Source organism: Paenibacillus daejeonensis DSM 15491, assembly GCF_000378385.1.
Classification (GTDB): domain Bacteria; phylum Bacillota; class Bacilli; order Paenibacillales; family Paenibacillaceae; genus Paenibacillus_D; species Paenibacillus_D daejeonensis.
In genome coordinates this window covers 15,333-35,122 of sequence record NZ_KB899674.1, presented here as the reverse complement: position 1 = coordinate 35,122, position 19,790 = coordinate 15,333, and the positions used below count along the sequence as shown (strand labels likewise).

Below are 19,790 nucleotides of genomic sequence, written 5' to 3'. Positions count from 1 at the left end.
TATCGTTAAAGTTGATGGTCATGATCTATTTGATTTCCTGCTGCGAGGAGGTAAACTGCTTGCGAAATTCACCGGGTGTCACACCCGATACTCTCTTAAACATCCGGTTAAATGAAAAATAATGCGCATATCCAACTTGCTGTGAGATGTGTTGAATTTGCTCGTCCGTATGCGTCAGCAAGTAGCGGGCTCGATCCATACGAACCCTCGTAACATAATCTACGAAATTTTCACTGTACGCCTCTTTGAACAACCGGCTCAAGTAACTCTGATTCATCTGGAATTGATCGCTTAATAGCTGCAGGCTCAATTCCGGGTTGCTGTAATGCTGCTCAATGTAAACCTTGACTTCTTGCAGCAGCTCCTGACTATTGCGGCCCTGGCGCAATTTGTTCATTTGTTCAATCGTTGCACTCAGGATGGCCTCAATAGTAGACCTCAATTGGCTGACAGAATCGAAAACCTCCAATTCTTTGCTCAACTCGCCCATTGCACTCTCCCAGATTTCACGATAAGACAGCGGTAGGTCGGATACTTCTTTGGAGATGTGAAACAACATGAAATTCAATAAATTCACCATATCATGATGATGAAAATACTTCCCTTGAACGGTATCCATCAGACGCTCAAAGTGTATCTGCCATTCCATGTCGCGTCGCTTAAACGATTCGGCAAGATCACGGATCGACTGTAGTTGCTCGTACATCCCCGCGAAAACATTGCCTTCCAGCTCCCAATAGGCAATCACGCGGTTCCCGCCGACTGATTTTTTGTAAGACAGTGCTTCTTCGGCTTCTTTAAACGAGCGGGCGACGTCAGTTATCGTTGACGCGGAAGCTCCGATACCAATTGATACCGCATAATCGAGATTATTTTTAATCCACTCCCGCAAGGTCTCGCAGATCGAAGCTACCATTTTTTCTGCCGGATGATCCTGCTCCTTTAATTTGAATAACAGGGTCATGCGCCCGCTGTCCAGCCACTCCACCACCATAGGCACTTCATACGTTTTGGCTACTTCTTGCGCCACATTAGACATCACATATTTCAACAGATACTGGTCGCGTACAGGATAGACCGAGCAAAATTCATCGTATCGATCAATCATGACTACCCCGATATGAAACTTCGAGTACCCCATCAACTCTCTGATCCATTCGATATCTTTTTCATGCTCTTCCACTACTTTTCCACCTATCAAGTCAACGAAAAATTGCTTTTGCCGATGCAGAACATTCTCTTTATTCACATCACTGATCTGGTTAGCCACATCGATGAGATGGTGCACGGCTCGATCCATATATTCCGGATGCTCATGAAGAATATCCGGCAGCTCATCGGGTTTGGATTTCAAATATTTCTTGATACTATTCATCATCCGGTCAATGGGATACGTGTATCTGCGAGCGAAATAGATCATTAAGCCTGTAAATAAGACCAGGGAAGCAAGACCGATAACGGTCCACACCTCTTTTAGACTGGAAACAATACTGTAATTTACCTTATCCTGTACCCCCGTTTGAATATTCCAATTGGTATAATGTGAGTTGACTGAGGCGAGCATCGTCCCGGAATCTTGCGTGCTTTCAAAGAGGGCCACCCCGTTCTGATCATAAATCGAGGTCGAACTGACATTTAACGTATTCATCCCCCGAACCATCTTCTGAATGGCGGCCACCGACACATTCGCTACGAGAATGCCGCGGGTCTGAGAGCCCAGCGATATCGATTTGGCAAGGGAGACAACGGCATATTCGTTCTGATCTCCCGGGAACACTTTGAACGGACGGATCCCGCTCCACTCCAGAGGGATCGCTCCTTCCAGTTTCGGCTCAATAAATGAGCGGTCCCCAAATTCATGCAGAGGCGCAGACACACTCGTGCTGAGCACTCTATTGTCTGCAAAACGCACAATATAGATCGAGTCAATCAATGGGAAATCTATCAGATAGAAATTGAAATTCTTGAACAAGCTTCGTTCCAACATAAAACGGTTGTTCATCTCGTCTTCCATTCCGTACACATATTGCTTAATCTCCGGATTGTTATGAATCTCGGTAATCATGAGCTGCTCTATGTTTTGCAACGAGGATTCAATCTGCTGCGTCACATATTTTCCATAGCTTTCGCTCATGTCCGTCATTTGACGCTCCATAAGCTGATTGATCACCATCAGAAAAATAAAAACAAGCACGCCTGCAGACAAGTAAAAAATGGGCAGATAGGTGAATAGCAAGCGATTAAACCATGAACGCGTTTTCACTCTGTGATTCACCTTCTTTCACCCCTTATCAATCTCAACCTAACATGAGGCTCCTGCCTGCAACGGACGCTGCAGACAGAAGCCATCTTACTCCATTAGAAATTCATATCGTAGAGATCTTCTGTGAAAACCCAGGTGTCTTTGTTTTCTCTATACCATTCCAAATAGAATTGTTCGACTTGTTCGCCGTCAGATCTTGACCACAACGTCTTGGCCTCCTCCAGCGTCTTGTCGACCGTTGCATTACTACCGCCTACGATGGCTCTGCTCCACAGGTCAGACATAGGCTCATTGACATTGGAGACGACAAACTGGATATCATCCGGCAGCCCGGGCATGTATTTGGTCACTTCCGGCAATGGCCGTTCTCTGTCAATATAGAGGTTAAAGGCCGTTTCAAGCAGGGTATGAACCTCTTTATCAAATGGATCTGACTGGTCCAAATCCTCTAAATACTTGGTGAATTCATTAATAATATGTTGTCCGCCCAACATCCGATAGTCTCCCAGCCAGCTGACCTCTTTTTCATACTTATCCTGATCCAAGGTTTGCTCTACGCCGTCAACCATCTCATAATGAACGCCTTCCTGTCCATACTTCAGCGTATGAGCCATCGAATCGCTGCTCATCAGATCCACATAGCGCATCACCGATTCCGGATCTTCCGCTTTGATATTGACCACGCCGGTCATCTGGACCGGATCGTTAAAATAGGGGCTGAACTGCCCAAACTCGCTGCGTGGCAACGGGATGACAGCAAGCTTCGCATCGGGTACATTACTTTTTAAGGTTTCATAATTATTATAGACGAGTAAGGCATTCCCCGCGAATCCAAACATGAAGGTGTTGCCTTGCACAAAATCTTGTAACGCCTTCTCTCCATTTTTATCCGTCATGAAATCCCTGTCAATCAACCCTTCGTCAAAAAGCTGCTTCTTGTATTGAGTGGCAGCTGCAACACGTTCCCAATCCTTCACCATGTCGCCATCCTCAAGCACCCATGTCGTATTCTGAAAAGCAACGTCCATCCAATTGTAACCGCTCATATTGGTGCCGAACGTGGCCAGCTGATCCGCTTTGACCTTCTTCATCGCTTCGTATGCTTCCTCCACAGTCTGCGGCACCTCTAGTCCGGCTGCTTCCAGCAGATCCTCACGGATAAACAGATATCCGCCTGGTATGTAGCCCAGCAAGCGTCCAAACTCATACAGTTGACCATCCGATTTGGTGCCCAATTGCCGCAGGAGCGGGAATTCCTCCAGCAATGCTTTGTATTCCACACTGTGCTGCTCAATCAGCTCTTCGATCGGCATTAATTGCTTTTGCAAATATAATTGATTACGGTACGCGTTATCGTATTCAAGGATGAGATCGGGTGCATCGCCGGCGGCCAGCAGGGTATTGAACCGCTGTACAGACTCCCAACGCGGTACGGGAACATATTCGACTGGAACGGTTTCATTAATCCATTGGGTCCATAAGTTGTTATCGACCGTGCCCACTTCCGGGGGGACGTTACCCCGATCATACATCGATACGGTAATAGGATCTTTTTTTACGTTCGGATCGCTTTCACCACCTGTGGTTCCCTCATTGTTGCCGCCAGAGCAGGCAGCTAATATGGTCACCAATACCACTAATGAAGCAAGCATGAATGAAACCGATTTTCTCATTGTCTTCATACCATAAGTCCTCCTTTTATGTGCTAACCTTTAACTGCGCCAATCAGCATGCCTTTAATAAAGTATTTCTGCAAAAACGGGTAAACCAGCAGCATCGGTACAACCATCACGATAATCCCTGCCGATTTAATCGATTCTGGCGTTATCGTTTTAAAATCTTCGGGAGATAAGTTGCCGATCTCCTGCATGATAGATTGACTCATAATCATCTGTTGGACCATGACAGCCAGATTGTGTTTATCCGGAGAGTGGATGAAAATAAGCATGTTGAAAAACGCATTCCAGTGCCCCACCCCGTAGAACAACCCGAGGGCAGCGATAACAGGCAGCGAAAGCGGCAGAAAAATCCGGAACAAAACGGTCCATTCTCCGCCGCCGTCCATCCGCGCCGATTCCACCAATTCTTCGGGAATCCCTAGAAAGAACGTACGCATCACCAGCATGTTGTAGACACTGACCAGACCCGGCAGCCAGATCGCGCCGTAGGTATCCACTAGACCAAGAGACTTGACCAGCAAATATCCGGGAATCAGCCCGCCGGAGAACAGCATCGTAAACACAATGGCCAAGGTAAAGAAACGCCGGCCATACATGTAAGAACGGGATAAAGGAAATGAACATAAGATTGTAAACAGCAGATTCAAAGCTACGCCCACAATCGTAATGATGACACTATTCTTGAAAGCGGTTAAAATTCGGCTGTTTTCGAATAGTTTCTCGTAAGCCTGTATAGTCGAACCAACCGGCCACAGTCCGACCTGGCCTGATACAATGGCCGATTGCGAGCTGAATGACAAGGCAATCAGATGAACCATGGGCAGCAGACAGCTCAAACTGAACAATAGGAGCAGGATGTTATTGACGACACCGAATGTTTTGTCCCCTTGCGATTCTCTCATCATTATCACCTACCACAATCCATTATTAAATCTGCGTGCAATCGAATTGGCCGTCAAAACCAGGATGAGACCTATGATGGATTCGAAAAATCCTAAAGCGGCCGCGAGACTAAATCTTCCGCCTGTTATGCCTACCCTGTAATTCCAGGTTGAAATAACATCGGCAATCTGTGAAACGGCTGAGTTCTGCAGCATATAGACCTGATCGAACCCTACTTCCATGATGCTCCCGATCGACAGGATCAGAATGATAAAAATGACGGGTCGGATGGAAGGCAGGGAAATATGCCACATCTGTCTCAGACGACTGGCGCCGTCGAGTCCTGCTGCTTCGTATAGGGACTGGTCGACCCCGGCCAATGCCGCCAAATAAATAATGGCTCCCCATCCTGCACTCTTCCAAATGCCGGATCCAATGAAGATCGCAAGCCATGAGCCCGTATTGTACAAATAAGGGTAACTGTCTCCGGTTAACCATCTCATGATGTTATTGACTATGCCTGTTTCTTGAGAAAAAATCGTAATCACGATGCCACCGACAATGACCCAATTGAGGAAATGTGGAAAGAAAACGGCGGTTTGTACGGTTTTCTTGAACCACGATCGACGGATCTCATTAATCATCAATGCCAATAGAATCGGAAACGGAAAACCAAGCACCAATTGCAGGAAACTTAGCACCAGCGTGTTTCGCAAAATATTGAGCATATTCGGATTGGTAAAGAGGGTATGAAAGTGATCCAGTCCAACCCAGGCACTCCCCCAAATGCCATCGGTAAAGTTGTAATTTTTAAAAGCGATCACCAGTCCACCCATTGGAGCAAACTTGAAAATGAGAAAATAAGCGATAATCGGAGCAAACATAATAAACAATGGAATGTTGTACTGGAACCGTCTACTCTTGAACATGTTCCTTACACCGCCCCTTTCGTTCCAGCTCTCCATGCGGTAGTTTAAGTGGGCTGCAGCCAACACCAATTATGCTTGGATGGCGCAGGCTCCCGCAAGTAACACATTTTTTTCACAGCACAATCCTTTTCCAGTGCCGTCACGCGGTATATAGGGGGATATTGCAAGTGAAGAAATGTGCCTTTGGTCAAAAAAGGTGCTTTTATCTTTCATTTTGCTCTAACGGCCACCCACGCGCTTATTTCAACCATTTCGCCTGGTTCGCCAATTTAACGGCCACCCGCGCACTTATTTCAGTGAAATCAGGCTACATTAGGCACCGGCTAGGCAAATAGGTGCGTATATGGCCGTTACAATTTCAAACCATCGATTTCAAGTAAAATAGCGGTCGTGGTGTCCGTTAGAATCGGCTGCGCCGTCCAATGGCGGCGCTGTTCGTTGCATTCCAGCACAAAAACACCCAAGTGGATCAACCTCCACCTGAGTGTTCAGAGTACATCGGAAAGTTACTGCGGCAGCTCTGCGCTTCGGACAAAAATGATGACGATCAGCCTATAATTTCCCGCACATCCATAGAATAGATGGCACGCTGGCCCTCGTGAATGGAATCGAACGAGATCGCCGTGCCGAAGCGGGTCCAGCGCGGGTGCAGGTCGCAGCGCAGGTCGCCGCTGATTGCCGGGTCCGAATAATACGAGGCGAGTGTATGGCCTTGCCTGCGCACAAGATCGTATACATACAGGTGGCGGTAGTGATCGGCATCAGGGTAGCTGTCGTAGAGCAGCCATTTCCGGTCGGGCGAGTAGCTGCAGTGGCCGTCGCGCAGGAAGAATGCCGGGTCCAGCGCCTCCTTCTGCTGGGTCTGGTCTTGCAGCACCAGCAGTTGCTCGCCCGGCGACGATGCGACTTGCGAGCTCGCCCAGATGACGAGCTGCTCGCGGTCCCGCCAATGATAATGGGAGGCGCTGGCATACCCGGAGAGCAGGAACGGGTCCGAACCGTCGCTATTAGCGGTGAGCATCGCCGTCTTCCAGTGGCCGCCCGCCGTCGGGAAATTGCGGGCCAGGAGCAGGAAGCGGCTGCCGTCCGTATTGAAATTGATGTGGTTGACCAGGAGCTTCGCCCCCGGGTCAGCGCCGGTTAGCGCGCCAATCTCCGCCAACGACAGGACAAGCCGGCTCTCTCCCGTTGCCAGCTCGGTCAGATAGACCCCGTCTGCCGCCGGTTGGGGTTCGTCATAGAAGCGGTCGCGTTTACCCGCGTACCCATAGCCGGGACGGAAGTCGAACATTCGGTCGAAATTGACGCTGAGCGCCCATCGTCCGGTCGGATCCACATTGACAACCGGCTGCTCCAGCAGTCGGCGGGCCTTAGTATGCACATTCAACACGACGCCCCGGCAAGCACCGTCCTCGCGTGCGTTGAAGATCACTTCATCGTTCGGTGCGGCCGGATGCCATTGGAGCATTGTGCCCTGCTGAAAGTTCCAGCACGTCGTCTCGGCCAGCGGGATGTAGCGTCCCGTCGCCAGCTCAATCATCCCCAACTCGGCCGTATCGTCCGCCGTCGGGTAACGATCATAGAACGGGACGCGATGACACAAGTGATACCGCGCTTCCCCGTCGAAGGCCGGATTGTCATAATAGCCGTAGAAATAATGTCCGTTGTCCGGCGTGATACGCTTGGCCGGCAGCAGCTGATTTTTCACCTTTTCCATCGATTACGCCCTCCTTTTGATTGGAGTGAATTAAGAATTGACATTACAACAAATTATTGGCTAAATAAATGGATAAGCGACAGTGCGTGGGAGGAATGAATAAATGGAGAACACGATCCAAACCATTCAAGAATATTACGGAATTATCTTTCCCGAGGCATACCTTCATGCGTTGGGTGGGATGCTGAGCTCTTCGTATGATTTGATGGAAGATGGCGAGGTACGAGATTGGGAGATTCGTTTTCACCCTCTGGATGCCAAATTCATCTCTACCAACAGAGATCTTGTAGATGAGGTGAACCCGGATCCTTCTCGCATCATTCCAATCGCCTGGAGCGTGAGCAGCGGGAACAATTATTTGCTGGATTACAGGAATACCCCCGGTTCCCCTACCGTACTGGTTATGGAACATGAAGAGGCCATGATGCGTGAAGATGCAGAGGACGAAGCCGAGACCCCGGAGCAAGCCCAGCAGATGATGGAGGACAATGTAAAGGTGCTGGCGTTGAGCTTCACAGAATTTGTCGCCCGTCTTCGTCCTAGTGAGTAGGACTAACCTTTCACCCATAGGGACACAAAATTAGGCACCTAACTCGTAAACGAAGCGAGCTAGATGCCCTCTTTCTTTTACAAGGTAATGACTTCCCACCCTAGGAGTTTTCTCTGAGTCAGCACCGCTTGCGCGGAAGGTTGTCCAGCCGTACCTGCTGGCCGCCTTGCACCTGAACGGTGTCGCCGTTTACCTTGATCCAGACGCTGGCTGCTGACGGGTTGGAGACAAAGCTCAAGTCAGCGGCAAATTGCAGATTATCAAACGCTCGGACATAGTTCACAAACTCCATGTTGGTGCAATACCAGATGTCCGGCTGACCACCGATCATGGCGCCGAACTCCTCCATGAGCTGCCAATTGTTGTCGTTGTCGAACTCATAGCTGTGTCCCCAGACGTACATCAAATACAAGTATTGCTGCTTGAACAGGCCAAGAAACGTTTCGGCATGCTGCAGCAGATCATGGTTATGATGGCAGGTCGGCTGCCACTCCAGCAGATCATGAGGCAGTCCAAACTGACCCGAGCTGGCTACGACGCGGGCGTACTCGATGCCGAGTCCCGGCAAAAGCGCTTTCACTCGCGGACTGTAGGAACCATTCGGATATGACATCCCCCGGACCGGATAGCCGGTAATTCGCTCCAGCTGGCGGCGGTCCTCCATCACTTCATGAATGATCTGCTCGTTCGGGCAGCGGGCAATCGTTGGGTGGGTCAGCGTATGGGCCGAAATCTCATGCCCTTCATACAGCTTGCCCGCTTCCTCCGCATCTAGGCGGTCCGGCGCACCCAGCAGGCCGGCATTAATATGAAACGTCCCCTTGAGTCCATGCCGGTTGAAAATCTCCACCAGCCGCCGGTCCGCAAACCGGCCATCATCGTAGCTCAGCGTTAGTGCTTTGTGCCGTCCCTCCGGGTAGCACATGAGAATACTAGTCATCCTATCCCTCCTGCTCTCCACTTCGTTTCACAGTTTCAGTTTACCAGTGGAGAGCTAAGGTGCAAAGAGGTAGCTCATGCACGGACTGTCAAAGCCCGGCCGCTGATCCAAGCCGTTACCGAAGCCGCGACCATCAGGCCGCAGCACACCGCATACACTGCCGAATACGACAGGGCGTCGGCCACGGGGCCGAGCGCCATCCCGCCAAGCGAGATGCCGAGGTCGGCGGAAGCGATGAACAGGCCAATCAGGACATTGCGGGAAGCGGCGGGCAGCACAAACGTCAGATATGTAGTCAAGGTGGGATACAACAAGGCCTGGGCGATCCCCATCAGCACGGCGGCCGTATACAGCAGCCATGGACCTGCTGAGGGTGCCAGAGCCAGCATGAGCGCCGCAACGCCAGCTAGCAGAAGAATGCCCTGGATGAATCCCGGATGCCAGCGCCCGTCAGAGGGAACCCGCCTGCGGAGCGCAAATCGGGAGAGCACAATGACACCGGCCTGAATCATCAAGTATACGCCCGCATTGCCCCAGGCGATCTGACCCGCATACAGCGGTATGAAGACCGCGACGGCGCCGAACACCATCGAGGCCATCAGCATCAGCAGACTGCTGGTAACAAAGGCCGGCTGGCGGATCAGCTGGCGCAGCGGCCCTGCCTTGGACACTGCTTCTTCCTCTGTCTGGGACAATCGTGCTGGCTGGATGGAGGTCCGGAAACCGAACAGGCCTGTCGCCACGGCAATCACCATCATGGTAGCCGCAAAGCCATTCATGCCACCCCATTCCCAGATACCCAGCGCAGCCAGCGGTCCCAGAATGGCCGGCATGTACGTCGAGAGTGAATACAAGGAGACGCCCTGCGAGCGCTCCTCCTCTGGCAGCGCATCGATAATGCCCATCTGCAGTGCCATGGAGAAAAAGGCAGTGGCGATACCCTGGATCAGACGAGCCGCAAAAAAGCCTTCCAGACCAGAAACGGTGTACAGCAGAATAGCTGCCCCGTTGGCGATCAGGAGCAAGCGCAGGACACGGACGGCCCCGTACTTGCGGACGATATGACCGGCCCATGGCCGGAATACCATACAGGTCAGCATGTAGGTTCCCATAATCAGGCCGATCATCGTGTTGCTGGCGCCCATACTCTCACTGCGGAGGGGCAGAATGACATTCAGAATGGAATTAGCGCTGAAAAATAAAAAAGCCAGCATATACAGGCGAACGAATGGCCACGATGTGGCCAGCTGGGTCCGGTTACGCAACAGTCGTTACCCTCCGTCTTCTAAAGATCTAGTCGATGTACCGGGACGCCGCTACTCCGACCTCGCGGCCGTGCAGCAGCTCTGTGTTCATATCCAGCGTCGACTGCGGCACCTCCAGACTCGCGACGAGGTCTGCGCGATAGTTGGCATCCGCGGCTGGACAGACGCTCCACGGTGTTAGTTCGGCCGCCATCTGGCGGACTACCGTCATATCCGCTGTTGTGTCGAAGCCCTGGGCAGTTATCCATTCCGTATTGAACAAGGTAGGGATATAACGGTCACCGCCGTCGGCGATCATGCAGACCACCCGTTCGCCCGGTGGCAGCATCTGTGCCTTCTTGAGAGCAACCAGAGCACAGGCGCCGCTGGAGGGCCCCATCAGAATGCCTTCCCGACGGGCAAAGGCACGTGCGGTCACAAAAGCCTGTTCGTCGGTAATTTTGTAAGCTTCATCAATCCGGCTCATCTCCAGATTCACAGGCGTCCAGCCCAGTCCAATCCCCGGGATCCGGTACGCGTCCGAGCGCCCGCCGAAGATCGCAGAGCCCACGGCATCGACACCGATTACCTGCACATGGGGAGCGAAGGTTTTGAGATATTTGGAGATGCCGCCGAGTTGGCCGCCGGTGCTGACGGCAGTGATGAATACGGACAACTCGCCGCCACTGTCATCCAGAATTTCGCGCGCCGTGCTCGCATAGTGGGCTTCGCTATTCAACAGATTGAAGCATTGGTCGGGACGATAGGCGCCTTCAATTTCGTCAGCCAGCCGGTTAGCCAGCGCGATCCGGGTCTTGTGATAGCTGCCGCAATCGTCTTGTTCGGTAACGACGATTGCCTCGGCGCCGAAGCTCTCGATGAGTGCCCGATTGGCGCTAGTCGTCTTGGGATCGATGAGGATGATGACGCGATATCCCTTGGCAGCTCCAATCATCGCTAGCGAGATGCCGAAGTTGCCGCTGGACGATTCAATAATCGTGCCGCCCGGTTTTAGCAATCCCCGCCGCTCTGCCTCCTTGATGATGTGCAAGGCCGCCCGGTCCTTGATGCTGCCGCCCGGATTGTACCGCTCGTATTTCATGAGAATTTGTGCTTCATTGGCATGATTGGTGTTGGGTATCGTAAGCAGTGGTGTATGGCCGATTGTCTCCAATATACTCGCTTTCATTCAGTGGTCCCTCCTCGAAGGTGATCCGATCATCCTCTATAGCCCGGCTTCCATATCTCCGGCACACCGAAGCAGAGTCTGCGTGTACGCCTCCTCGCTCGTATGCAGCGATGCGCCTGGTTTGAGTTCACAGAAATGACCTTGATGCATGACGGCAATAACATGGCAAAAAGATTGCAGCACCCGGATATCATGAGAAATCATAATGATCGAGAAGCCGAACCTGCGGTTGAGACGCTGCAGCAGCTTCAGGATCTGGGCCTGCACGCTCATATCGAGCGCAGACACCGCTTCGTCGCAGATCAGGATGTCCGGTTGAACGACGAGCGCCCTGGCAATCGCGATTCGCTGGCACTGGCCTGTACTGAGCTGGGGCGGACGGCGATGCTGCGCCTCGTCTGTAATGCCTGCTTCATGAAGATAGTAAGCCGCCATCGCTTCCCGCTCCTTGCGTCCGCCGAGCTTGAGATAGCGAAGCGGCTCCTGAACGAGTTGAAGCGCAGTACGGCCGGGATTCAGACTGGCTCTCGCGTCCTGAAAAACCATCTGAACTTGCTTGCACAACTCGCGCTTTTGTCTGCCGCGCAAGCCTATTGTCTCCTTGCCGTGATACCGTATGCTCCCCCCGTCCGGCCGTTCCAATCCGGTCAGACAGCGTGCCAGCGTCGATTTGCCACACCCGCTCTCGCCGAGAATACCGACAATCTCGCCCTCAGCTACGCTCAAATCGACGCCTTGGAGAACAGAAGCACGCCCATAGTGCTTGTGCAGCTGCGAAGCTTCCAGTACAATTGCACGCCCCGGCTTCAGAACCAAAGGCTTGAGTCGGTGCGAGCGTGCATCTAGCAGTTGCCGGGTATAAGCAGACTTCGGGCGGAGCAACACATCGCTGGTAAGGCCCTGCTCCTCCATCCTCCCTTCACGCAGCACAAGCACCCGGTTGCTCACCGCCTTCGCTACTGCGAGGTCATGCGTAATTAAGAGCACCGTCTGCCCCTGCTCCGCTTGCAGCCGCAGCAGCAGCTCCAGCACCTCGCGTTGACTGACGGTATCCAGTGCCGAGGTCGGCTCGTCTGCGATCAGCACTGCCGGCTGGAGGCTCAGACTCAAGGCAAGACAGACCCGCTGACACATTCCCCCGCTGAGCTGGAAGGGATAGCTCTCCAGTACCCGGCCCGGGTCAGCGAAGTTCAGTTTGCTGAGCAGTGCGGACGCTATCGGCAGGACATCTTGCGGTGCAGCCAGCCGATGGAAGAGCAGACTTTCCCGGAAGTGCTCCTTGATTTTCAGCACAGGGTTCAAGGCCAGCCGGGCATCCTGAAACAGCATGCCCAGTCGGCGTCCGCGGATGCGCTCCCAATCCGTATCCTTGCGGTTCAGATGAATTGGAGGTTCTGACGCCAACTGCAGCGTCCCTTCCTGTATTTGTGCCGAGGGCGGCAGCAGTCCCGTTATCGCTTTGGCAATCGTTGATTTGCCGGAGCCACTCTCCCCCAATAGCGCGACGATTTCGCCGCTTCTTAGCTCCAGGTCGAGATCGTTCAGAACAACCTTGCTTATGCCATTCTGCCGATAAGCCACCTGCAGTCCATCCACGCGCAGTACGACTTCCTTCTCCCTGCTCGTCATCTCCCGCCCCCCTTATGTAGAATTCATCCGGCTGCCCTTAAAAAGGAGCTTACGGGCATCAATGTATTTTTGCGATCGCTGGCATATGCAAGAGGCGGCTAAGGAAACCAGGTAACGCTATTTCGTTAAAATCGGCTTTTATTGGATTCTAAAGAAACGTGGTATCGCTTTTAGTCCCTCAGACCTCAATAGGGGTGGATATGATGAGGAATAGCGATACGTCGTTTCCTTAGATGATAGAAAGGTGGCTTCTGATCGAAATAAGAATATGTAGTTTCGGTAGCGTGCCTCGCCAATTACGTTTCATTAGAGTTTTGCCCGCTCATACGGATCGAGCCGGTCTCGCAGGCCTTCGCCGATGAGATTGAACGCAAGCACTGTCATGACAATAAAGAGCGTAGGCCCCAGCAAAATATGCGGCGCTTGCAGAAAATGATCTCTGCCATCCGCCAGCATACTGCCCCATTCAGGTGAAGGCGGCTGCGCGCCCAATCCCAGGAACGACAGCGCTGACAGCGTAAGAATCAGGCTGCCCAGCTCAAACGTTGCTAGGATCAGCACCGGACTCATTGCCCTCGGCAGCAGCTCCCGCATAAGAATCACGGTCGTTCCCGCACCCAGCACCTGAGCTGCCGCAATCGACGTCTCCGACTTGAGCTGCAGCACCACGCTGCGTGTCAGGCGGGCAAAAGCCACCCACCACACCGAGACGATAGCAATCAGCAGATGGATGAAGCCGGTGCCGAACAGCGCAGCAATGACAATGGCAAGCACCATAAAAGGGAAAGCCATCAGCGTATCGATGATTCGCATCAGCACCACGTCCACCCAGGTCCGGTGGAACATCCCCGCCACCAGGCCGGCCAGCAAACCGATGGCGAGCGCGCTGGCCAGTGCCAGCACAGAGGCCCCCAGCGTCATACTCCCCCCATGCAGTGTCCGTGAGAGTACATCTCTGCCGAAACGGTCCGTACCCAGTAGGTGAGAAGCGCTAGGTTTCTCCAGACGTTCCGCAGCCTTTTGCTCCAAGGGATCGTGCGGCGCCAGCAGCGGGGCCCCGGCAACCAGCAAGGCAATCAAGCCGAGGATGACGAGGCCTGCAGTCAGACTTAGCGGATAGCGTCCGTTACGCAGTCGATTCACTTGTGGCGACTCCCTTTCTGCGGATGCGGGGATCCAGGATGGAATAGACCGCTTCGGTCAGCAGATTGATTAGAATGACTGCTGTTACCATCACAAAGGCATAGCCCTGGATGACGGGATAGTCCTTCAATAAAATGCTATCCAGCGCGTACTTGCCAATCCCAGGCCAGGCGAAAATGCTCTCCACGACGACCGCTCCGCTGATCAGCGCAGCAAGGGAGAGGGACGCCATCGTCAGGACGGGCAGCAGCGTGCTGCGCATGACCTGACGGATAATCAGACGGAGCGCCAGCCCTCTGGCAAGGGCAGACTGCACATACAGCTGCCCAAGTTCAGCCAGCATATTGGCACGGACGACCCGAATGATTTGAGGTGCGCCGATGAGTCCAAGTGTGACGGCAGGCAGCCAGAGTCTGGAGAGACTGGCTTCGCTGCTGATCTCATACACGCCCAACCGGACGGCAAACCAGAGCAGGAAGACCAGCCCAATAACAAAGACAGGAATCGAGGCCAAGGCTACACAGATCCACCGGATGACATGATCGCTCCATTTCCCGGCGCTGATGGCTGACAGGGCGCCGAACACAAGTCCGAGCACTAGCTGCAGCAGCAGTGCCGCTACTGCGAGCAGTGCCGTCGCCGGCAGCCGCTCGGCAATCTCAGTGCTGACCGGTCTTCCCGTATGCATGGAATTTCCCAGATCCAGCTTCAGCAGACCGGTAACCCATCGCAGATATTGATCCGTCACCGACTGGTCTAGCCCCCATTGGCTCCTCAGCTCATCCGCCTTCTGCTGGTAGGCGGCCGTGTCACTCATGGCCACCTCGGCTGAGCGGCCCAGCAGCACCTTCACAGGGTCGCCGGGCGACAGCCGCGTCAGTACAAACAGGATCAAGGTTGCGCAGAACAACGTGAGGACGGCTGCCAGCAGCTTGCGAACGAGTACATAGACCATGTCCTGTTCCGCCTAATTGGCCCGGGCCGTACCCAGTGACAGGTCTGCTTTCACTACATTCTCAAATTGTCGGAAGTGCTCCTTGAAGCCCTCCAGCTGGCTGCTGACTGCGGTAAGGTGCGGACGAGGGAACAAAGCAATGACCGGCGCTTGCTCGGCTACTCTGGTATTCACCTGCAGCGCCAACTCGCGCTTGGCTTCAGCATCCGTTTCCGTTCTCATCTCCTCCAGCAAAGCCACGGTCTGCTCATCCTCATAGCTACCGTAATTGGCGCTTCCTTCGGGCGAATACTGGCCAGCCAGCAGCGTATACGTATCGCCAAAGGTATTCCAGGCCTCAATGGAAGCATCCCAGTCCCCCGATTCGCGTGCCGTCTCGATCAGACTATAGTCACCATGCTGCACTTGGGCTTGAATGCCGATTTGGGACCAGTAGTTTTGCAGCGCCTCGCCCAAGGCCTTGTCGCCGCCCCAGGTCATCAGCCGTATCGATAACACCTTGCCGTCCTTGGCACGCAAACCGTCATCGCCTGCCAGCCATCCAGCTTCATCCAGCAGTTGCCCGGCCCGCTCCTGATTCACCCTGTCATAGACCGCATCACGGGCTTCGGCATAGTCCGGATTGGAGCTCAGCCACGTCGAGATTGGCACACTCTGGCCTTCGGCAGCCAGCAGCACGAGCTCCTCACGGTCAATCGCCCAAGACAACGCCTGCCGAACGCGGACATCCTGCAGTTGAGGCTGATTCAGGTTCAAATATATGGTCTGTGAGTTGGCCACCGGGGCTGCTACGATATCAACAGCGTCACTGCCCGTGAACTCTGGCAGACTGGTCACCGGAATGTTAAGCGCCACATGCGTGCGGCCGCTGAGCGCTGACAACGCCCGCGTCTGGCCGTCGCTGATCTCCTCGTAGACAACCCGCGAAATCGTCGGCGCATCTCCCCAGTAGTTCTCGTTGATTTCCAGCACCAACCGCTGCTTGGGTACAAATTCCACCACCCGGTACATACCGGTCATATCCATTGTTTCCACTGTATCATGGCTGGCTTCGGCGTTATGGATGACCGTCTGGTAGTAAGACAGATTCAGAGGAACTGGCAGATGCTCCCCGGCGGTCTTGACCTGGATCGTTAACTCATCCAGCGCTGTAAAGGTTAGATCGCTGAGGAATGGTTGGGCCTGTAGATCCTGTGCCTTGGAACGTTCCAGCGAGGCGATGACAGCCGCAGCGTCTACAGAAGCGCCGCTCCAGAATTGAACACCAGGACGGAGCTTGATTTCCCAGGTGTTGGCGTCAATCTCCTCTGCGCCCTCAGCCAATGAAGGTTCTATCTGACCATCGCTATTGACCTGGAACAGCGCCTCTGCGGCGCCGGCAAGTCTCAGATAGCTGGAGGTTAATGGCTGAACGGGATCCAGACTGGCAGCAATCTCTTGCCCGGCGATGATCAGTTCTTGCTCTTGCTGCTGTACGTTGCCGGATGCTGCCTCTTGCGGGTGCTCTGCCGGGGCATTGTTGCCGCAGCCCGCCACCAGAATTGTGGCAAGCAGCAGAAGAATAAGTGAACGAGTATGGAATGTCATAGGTACCTCCGGTGAACGTTCTTGTAGAATTTATACAGCTTGCGCAATGACTTGCAAGCGTCGGCCTGTAAGCGCATCGGTGAAAGAGAGATCGCCTGCAGCAGCATCCGCGTGCGTATGCGGTGCCGGCTGGTCAAACAGCTGGAGCAACCGGAAGCCAGCGGTATGCAAATGCTGTGCGAGCTCCTGCGGAAATAACAGCCGGTGCTGCAAATGCTCGGTAATGGGGACGTCCTCTGCTACGCTCCAGCAATAATCGCGCAGGAGCAGCTGAGCTGGCAGATTCAGACTGAAGCGTGTACGCAGTGAGACGGGGCGGCCCTCGAAGATACGCTGCTCCGCCAGCTCCTCGGTCAGCCAACGCTGGCCTTCACGGGTCAGGAAGAAGGCGGCATTGCGCATATCCAGATACAAGAGCCCGCCCTCGCGCAGATGGTTTTTGAAACAATGCAGACTGGCTTGAATCGCTTCGTTGGTGAAGTTGTAGAGAAAGGTACTGCCTACACAATATAGGGCATCAAACGATTGTCCCAGGGAGAAGTCTGCCTGCTCTCCATAATGAAACGGCACGCCGGGATAACGGTCCCGCGCCCAGGTCAGCATCGCCTCAGAATTGTCCAAACCGACAGCATCGTAGCCCGCCTCGCGAAGAAACGCCACCTCTCGTCCCAGACCCGAGCCGATATCCAGGACACGGGAGCCGGGCCGGTAATGCGCCAGCAGCTTGTGAATGAAATGCGCCATGCTCTGATCGTGCTCGCCATTGAAGGCTTCGTAGAGCGCCGGATTGGTATGAAGAAAATTATCGGTCTCGAGCTGCAGCCGGGTCGTCATGTACGCTCTCCTCCCTGCATCTGATAGGTGTACAACTGGGATGTCTCACTGCTGAATTGGGTGAAGGGAAAAGGCTCGGCCAGCAGGGCGGTAACGCCCGCCCCCACGAACCGGGCTGCGATGGCGCTGCCCGTCTGCGCATAGACGGTCAGCGGGATGGCCCTCTCCCTCGCCCGTGTTACGATGCGGTCGAAGGAGCCATTGCTGAGCGTCATACCGGTACAGATAATGCTGTCGGCCCGCTCCAGCACCACCTCCATATCCCTCTCCACGGGTTGCCCGTTATTGGTCATCTCCAACTGCAGGTCGCAGGGCAGACAGAACGCATCCCTTGCCTGAATCGCCTCCACCAGGGGATTGACGACCCCGATCAGCGCCACTTGCTGTCCGGGTGTAATGGCCGCCAGATCGGCAATTGCCGGATCTCGCAGATTCGCCTTCTCGATGGGGGTGCCCGGGGGAATGGTCAGTGGTCCAGAACTGAACTGGCGATGCGGATAGACGGTGCCCAGATAGGCATCCATGGCCGCTATCCGGACCGGCAAGCGCTCATCACGCAGCGCATCTGATAAGGGGCTGCCGGATAGCTCGGCAGCAGCCTCTGTTCCTACCTGGTCCTTCGTATGAGAGCAGGCGCCAAATGCATCCTCGACCCGCAGCAGCATATAATAGTTGTGATATCTGGCAGCCGTGCCTGAAAACTTGGTGGTTTGATAGATTTGGGAAGCGCCGGTTACCGTCAGGTTAGCCGGGTTGGGGCCAAGCGCACCGTCCAGTATGGCTTCAAGCAACGTTTCGATCGTCATCTGAGCTTGCATCTGCGGATGGGTCATACCGTCGCTTCCCGCTTGTCATACCGGAGAACGAGCCGTTCAAGCGCCGCTTCCGCATACGCTCGCGCCGCCAAACCCTCTGTATCCTCTGCGATGACATGGCCGAGGTAGCAGGCGTTGTCGATCGGCTGCTCCACCCGGCGCTGCTCACAAGACTCCAGCTTATAGCGGACAATCCGGGCGTCATCCTCCAGGGTGTGCGCGCCTTCCAGCTCTGCAATCGTGCCGCGTTGCGGCGGGATCAGGAACATGACGGCTGCGCTTACGGCTTCACGGTCCTGCCGAGTCAGGTCGGGACGCTGGCCCAGTGAGAGCTCGGCGAAGGCTGCAAGGAGGTCAATGCCCGTCACCCGCTCCACCAGCTCGACAATATAATTGCCTGCCGTTCTTGGATTAATCTCGACGATCCGCGGACCTTCCGGCGTCAGCTTCACTTCGGTATGGGCGATGCCATGATCGTAGCCTGTCGCCTGGAGCGAGGCCAGAACCAGCGCCTCAACCTCCGATTGAACCTCTTGGGATAGCCGTGCAGGGAACATATGCCCGTTTTCAATGAAATAGGGACTGCCCGTCACGGATTTGTCCGTCATGCCCAGAATGGTCGTCTCCCCATGATAAGAGACACTCTCCACGCTGATCTCCTCGCCGGACATGTAGGCCTCGAGTAAGCACGTCCGATCACGTGGCTGATCGCGGAAATTCAGCGGGAACACCTCCAGCGCGCGGTACGCATCTTGCAGCTCTTGTTCGTTACGGATCAGGCTGACGAAGGCGCTGGAGGCCAGATCGACCGGCTTGAGCACCAGCGGATAGCCGATCTCTGATGCTGCCTGCGTTGTCTCTTCCCAGCTGCCTGCGAGACGGTAGGCCGGATTCGGCACGCCTGCCTGATCTAGCGCCTGCCGCATCAGATGCTTGTGGCGAACCTTATGTACGGAGCGGGGGAATGGACATGGCAGTCCGAAAGCCTCGGCCACCTTTTGCACAGTTTCGATATAGTAGTCACATACGGTGATGACTCCGTCGAATGTATGGGCCCGCAGCGTCTCAATCAAGCCAGCTGTGTCGTTCGTCTCAGTTACGATCACCTCATCGGCGTACTTCACTACCGGATGCTGCTCCGTGCTATGCGCGCTTTGATAATGCTCCAGCTTGCGTGTGACAAAGATGTAGGTATGTCCCGAGGACCGGAGTAGCGGCGGCAGCAAATTACCGCTTGCGCCTACCCAGCTTTCGATCATCAACAGATGTGCCATGTTCAACCTCCTGATTATATGTTTTAATAGTAATCGTTATTATTACTATTAATGGGGAGTATACAATACAGGATTTTACATTGTCAATGAAAATATGGAGAAAAATATGAGTCGCGCGGGAATGTGGGCAAATAGAGGAAGATAGGTGTGCTACGGCGGG

Annotated in this window: 16 protein-coding genes; 1 reads left to right on the top strand and 15 read right to left on the bottom strand. The window is 54.0% G+C overall.

Annotation, left to right across the window (positions count from 1 at the left end):
- Positions 1–25 precede the first annotated feature (25 nt).
- The 5 genes from F556_RS0128220 to F556_RS0128195 all read right to left on the bottom strand — a co-directional run bounded on the left by F556_RS0128220 (position 26) and on the right by F556_RS0128195 (position 7,470).
- The gene (locus F556_RS0128220; protein ID WP_020620353.1) at positions 26–2,263 is read right to left on the bottom strand and encodes a helix-turn-helix domain-containing protein; all 2,238 of its coding nucleotides are present in this window, start codon (positions 2,261–2,263) and stop codon (positions 26–28) included.
- Between the two features lie 95 nt (positions 2,264–2,358).
- Positions 2,359–3,945, bottom strand: a complete 1,587-nt coding sequence (locus F556_RS0128215; protein WP_020620352.1) for an extracellular solute-binding protein — start codon at positions 3,943–3,945, stop codon at positions 2,359–2,361.
- A 23-nt stretch (positions 3,946–3,968) separates the two neighbouring features.
- Positions 3,969–4,844 carry a carbohydrate ABC transporter permease gene (locus F556_RS0128210; protein WP_020620351.1) on the bottom strand — a complete coding sequence of 292 codons (876 nt, stop codon included), beginning with the start codon at positions 4,842–4,844 and terminating at the stop codon, positions 3,969–3,971.
- A 9-nt stretch (positions 4,845–4,853) separates the two neighbouring features.
- Complete coding sequence (locus tag F556_RS0128205) at positions 4,854–5,753, bottom strand: ABC transporter permease (RefSeq protein WP_020620350.1); 900 nt, start codon at positions 5,751–5,753, stop codon at positions 4,854–4,856.
- Between the two features lie 547 nt (positions 5,754–6,300).
- Positions 6,301–7,470 (bottom strand): TolB-like translocation protein, encoded by a 1,170-nt coding sequence (locus tag F556_RS0128195; protein WP_020620348.1) that lies wholly within the window; start codon positions 7,468–7,470, stop codon positions 6,301–6,303.
- A 103-nt stretch (positions 7,471–7,573) separates the two neighbouring features.
- On the opposite strand from F556_RS0128195, the gene F556_RS0128190 reads away from it, so the two are divergent.
- Positions 7,574–8,020 (top strand): SMI1/KNR4 family protein, encoded by a 447-nt coding sequence (locus tag F556_RS0128190; RefSeq protein ID WP_020620347.1) that lies wholly within the window; start codon positions 7,574–7,576, stop codon positions 8,018–8,020.
- 118 nt (positions 8,021–8,138) lie between these two features.
- Here the strand turns inward: F556_RS0128190 and F556_RS0128185 are convergent, their stop codons facing one another.
- The 10 genes from F556_RS0128185 to F556_RS0128140 all read right to left on the bottom strand — a co-directional run bounded on the left by F556_RS0128185 (position 8,139) and on the right by F556_RS0128140 (position 19,630).
- Entirely contained in the window at positions 8,139–8,960 is an 822-nt protein-coding gene (locus tag F556_RS0128185) for a polysaccharide deacetylase family protein (protein WP_020620346.1), read from the bottom strand.
- A gap of 74 nt (positions 8,961–9,034) precedes the next feature.
- Positions 9,035–10,225 (bottom strand): staphylopine family metallophore export MFS transporter CntE, encoded by a 1,191-nt coding sequence (gene cntE, locus F556_RS0128180; protein WP_020620345.1) that lies wholly within the window; start codon positions 10,223–10,225, stop codon positions 9,035–9,037.
- A gap of 28 nt (positions 10,226–10,253) precedes the next feature.
- A complete protein-coding gene (locus F556_RS0128175) occupies positions 10,254–11,393 on the bottom strand; it encodes a cysteine synthase family protein (protein ID WP_020620344.1) in 1,140 nt (379 codons plus the stop codon).
- A 36-nt stretch (positions 11,394–11,429) separates the two neighbouring features.
- The gene (locus F556_RS0128170) at positions 11,430–13,022 is read right to left on the bottom strand and encodes an ABC transporter ATP-binding protein (protein WP_020620343.1); all 1,593 of its coding nucleotides are present in this window, start codon (positions 13,020–13,022) and stop codon (positions 11,430–11,432) included.
- A gap of 306 nt (positions 13,023–13,328) precedes the next feature.
- On the bottom strand, positions 13,329–14,165 hold the full coding sequence (locus tag F556_RS0128165; RefSeq protein ID WP_020620342.1) for an ABC transporter permease: 837 nt from the start codon (positions 14,163–14,165) through the stop codon (positions 13,329–13,331).
- The gene (locus F556_RS0128160) at positions 14,149–15,120 is read right to left on the bottom strand and encodes an ABC transporter permease (RefSeq protein ID WP_020620341.1); all 972 of its coding nucleotides are present in this window, start codon (positions 15,118–15,120) and stop codon (positions 14,149–14,151) included. Before F556_RS0128160 ends, F556_RS0128165 begins: the two co-directional genes overlap by 17 nt.
- A gap of 12 nt (positions 15,121–15,132) precedes the next feature.
- Positions 15,133–16,707, bottom strand: coding sequence for an ABC transporter substrate-binding protein (locus tag F556_RS0128155; protein ID WP_020620340.1), 1,575 nt, complete (start codon positions 16,705–16,707; stop codon positions 15,133–15,135).
- 30 nt (positions 16,708–16,737) lie between these two features.
- Positions 16,738–17,541: a class I SAM-dependent methyltransferase gene (locus F556_RS0128150; protein WP_020620339.1), complete on the bottom strand. Its 804-nt coding sequence runs from the start codon at positions 17,539–17,541 to the stop codon at positions 16,738–16,740.
- Positions 17,538–18,374, bottom strand: coding sequence for a Rossmann-like domain-containing protein (locus F556_RS0128145; RefSeq protein WP_020620338.1), 837 nt, complete (start codon positions 18,372–18,374; stop codon positions 17,538–17,540). The genes F556_RS0128150 and F556_RS0128145 overlap by 4 nt, the downstream gene beginning before the upstream one ends.
- The gene (locus F556_RS0128140; RefSeq protein WP_020620337.1) at positions 18,371–19,630 is read right to left on the bottom strand and encodes an ATP-grasp domain-containing protein; all 1,260 of its coding nucleotides are present in this window, start codon (positions 19,628–19,630) and stop codon (positions 18,371–18,373) included. The genes F556_RS0128145 and F556_RS0128140 overlap by 4 nt, the downstream gene beginning before the upstream one ends.
- Between the last annotated feature and the right edge of the window lie 160 nt (positions 19,631–19,790).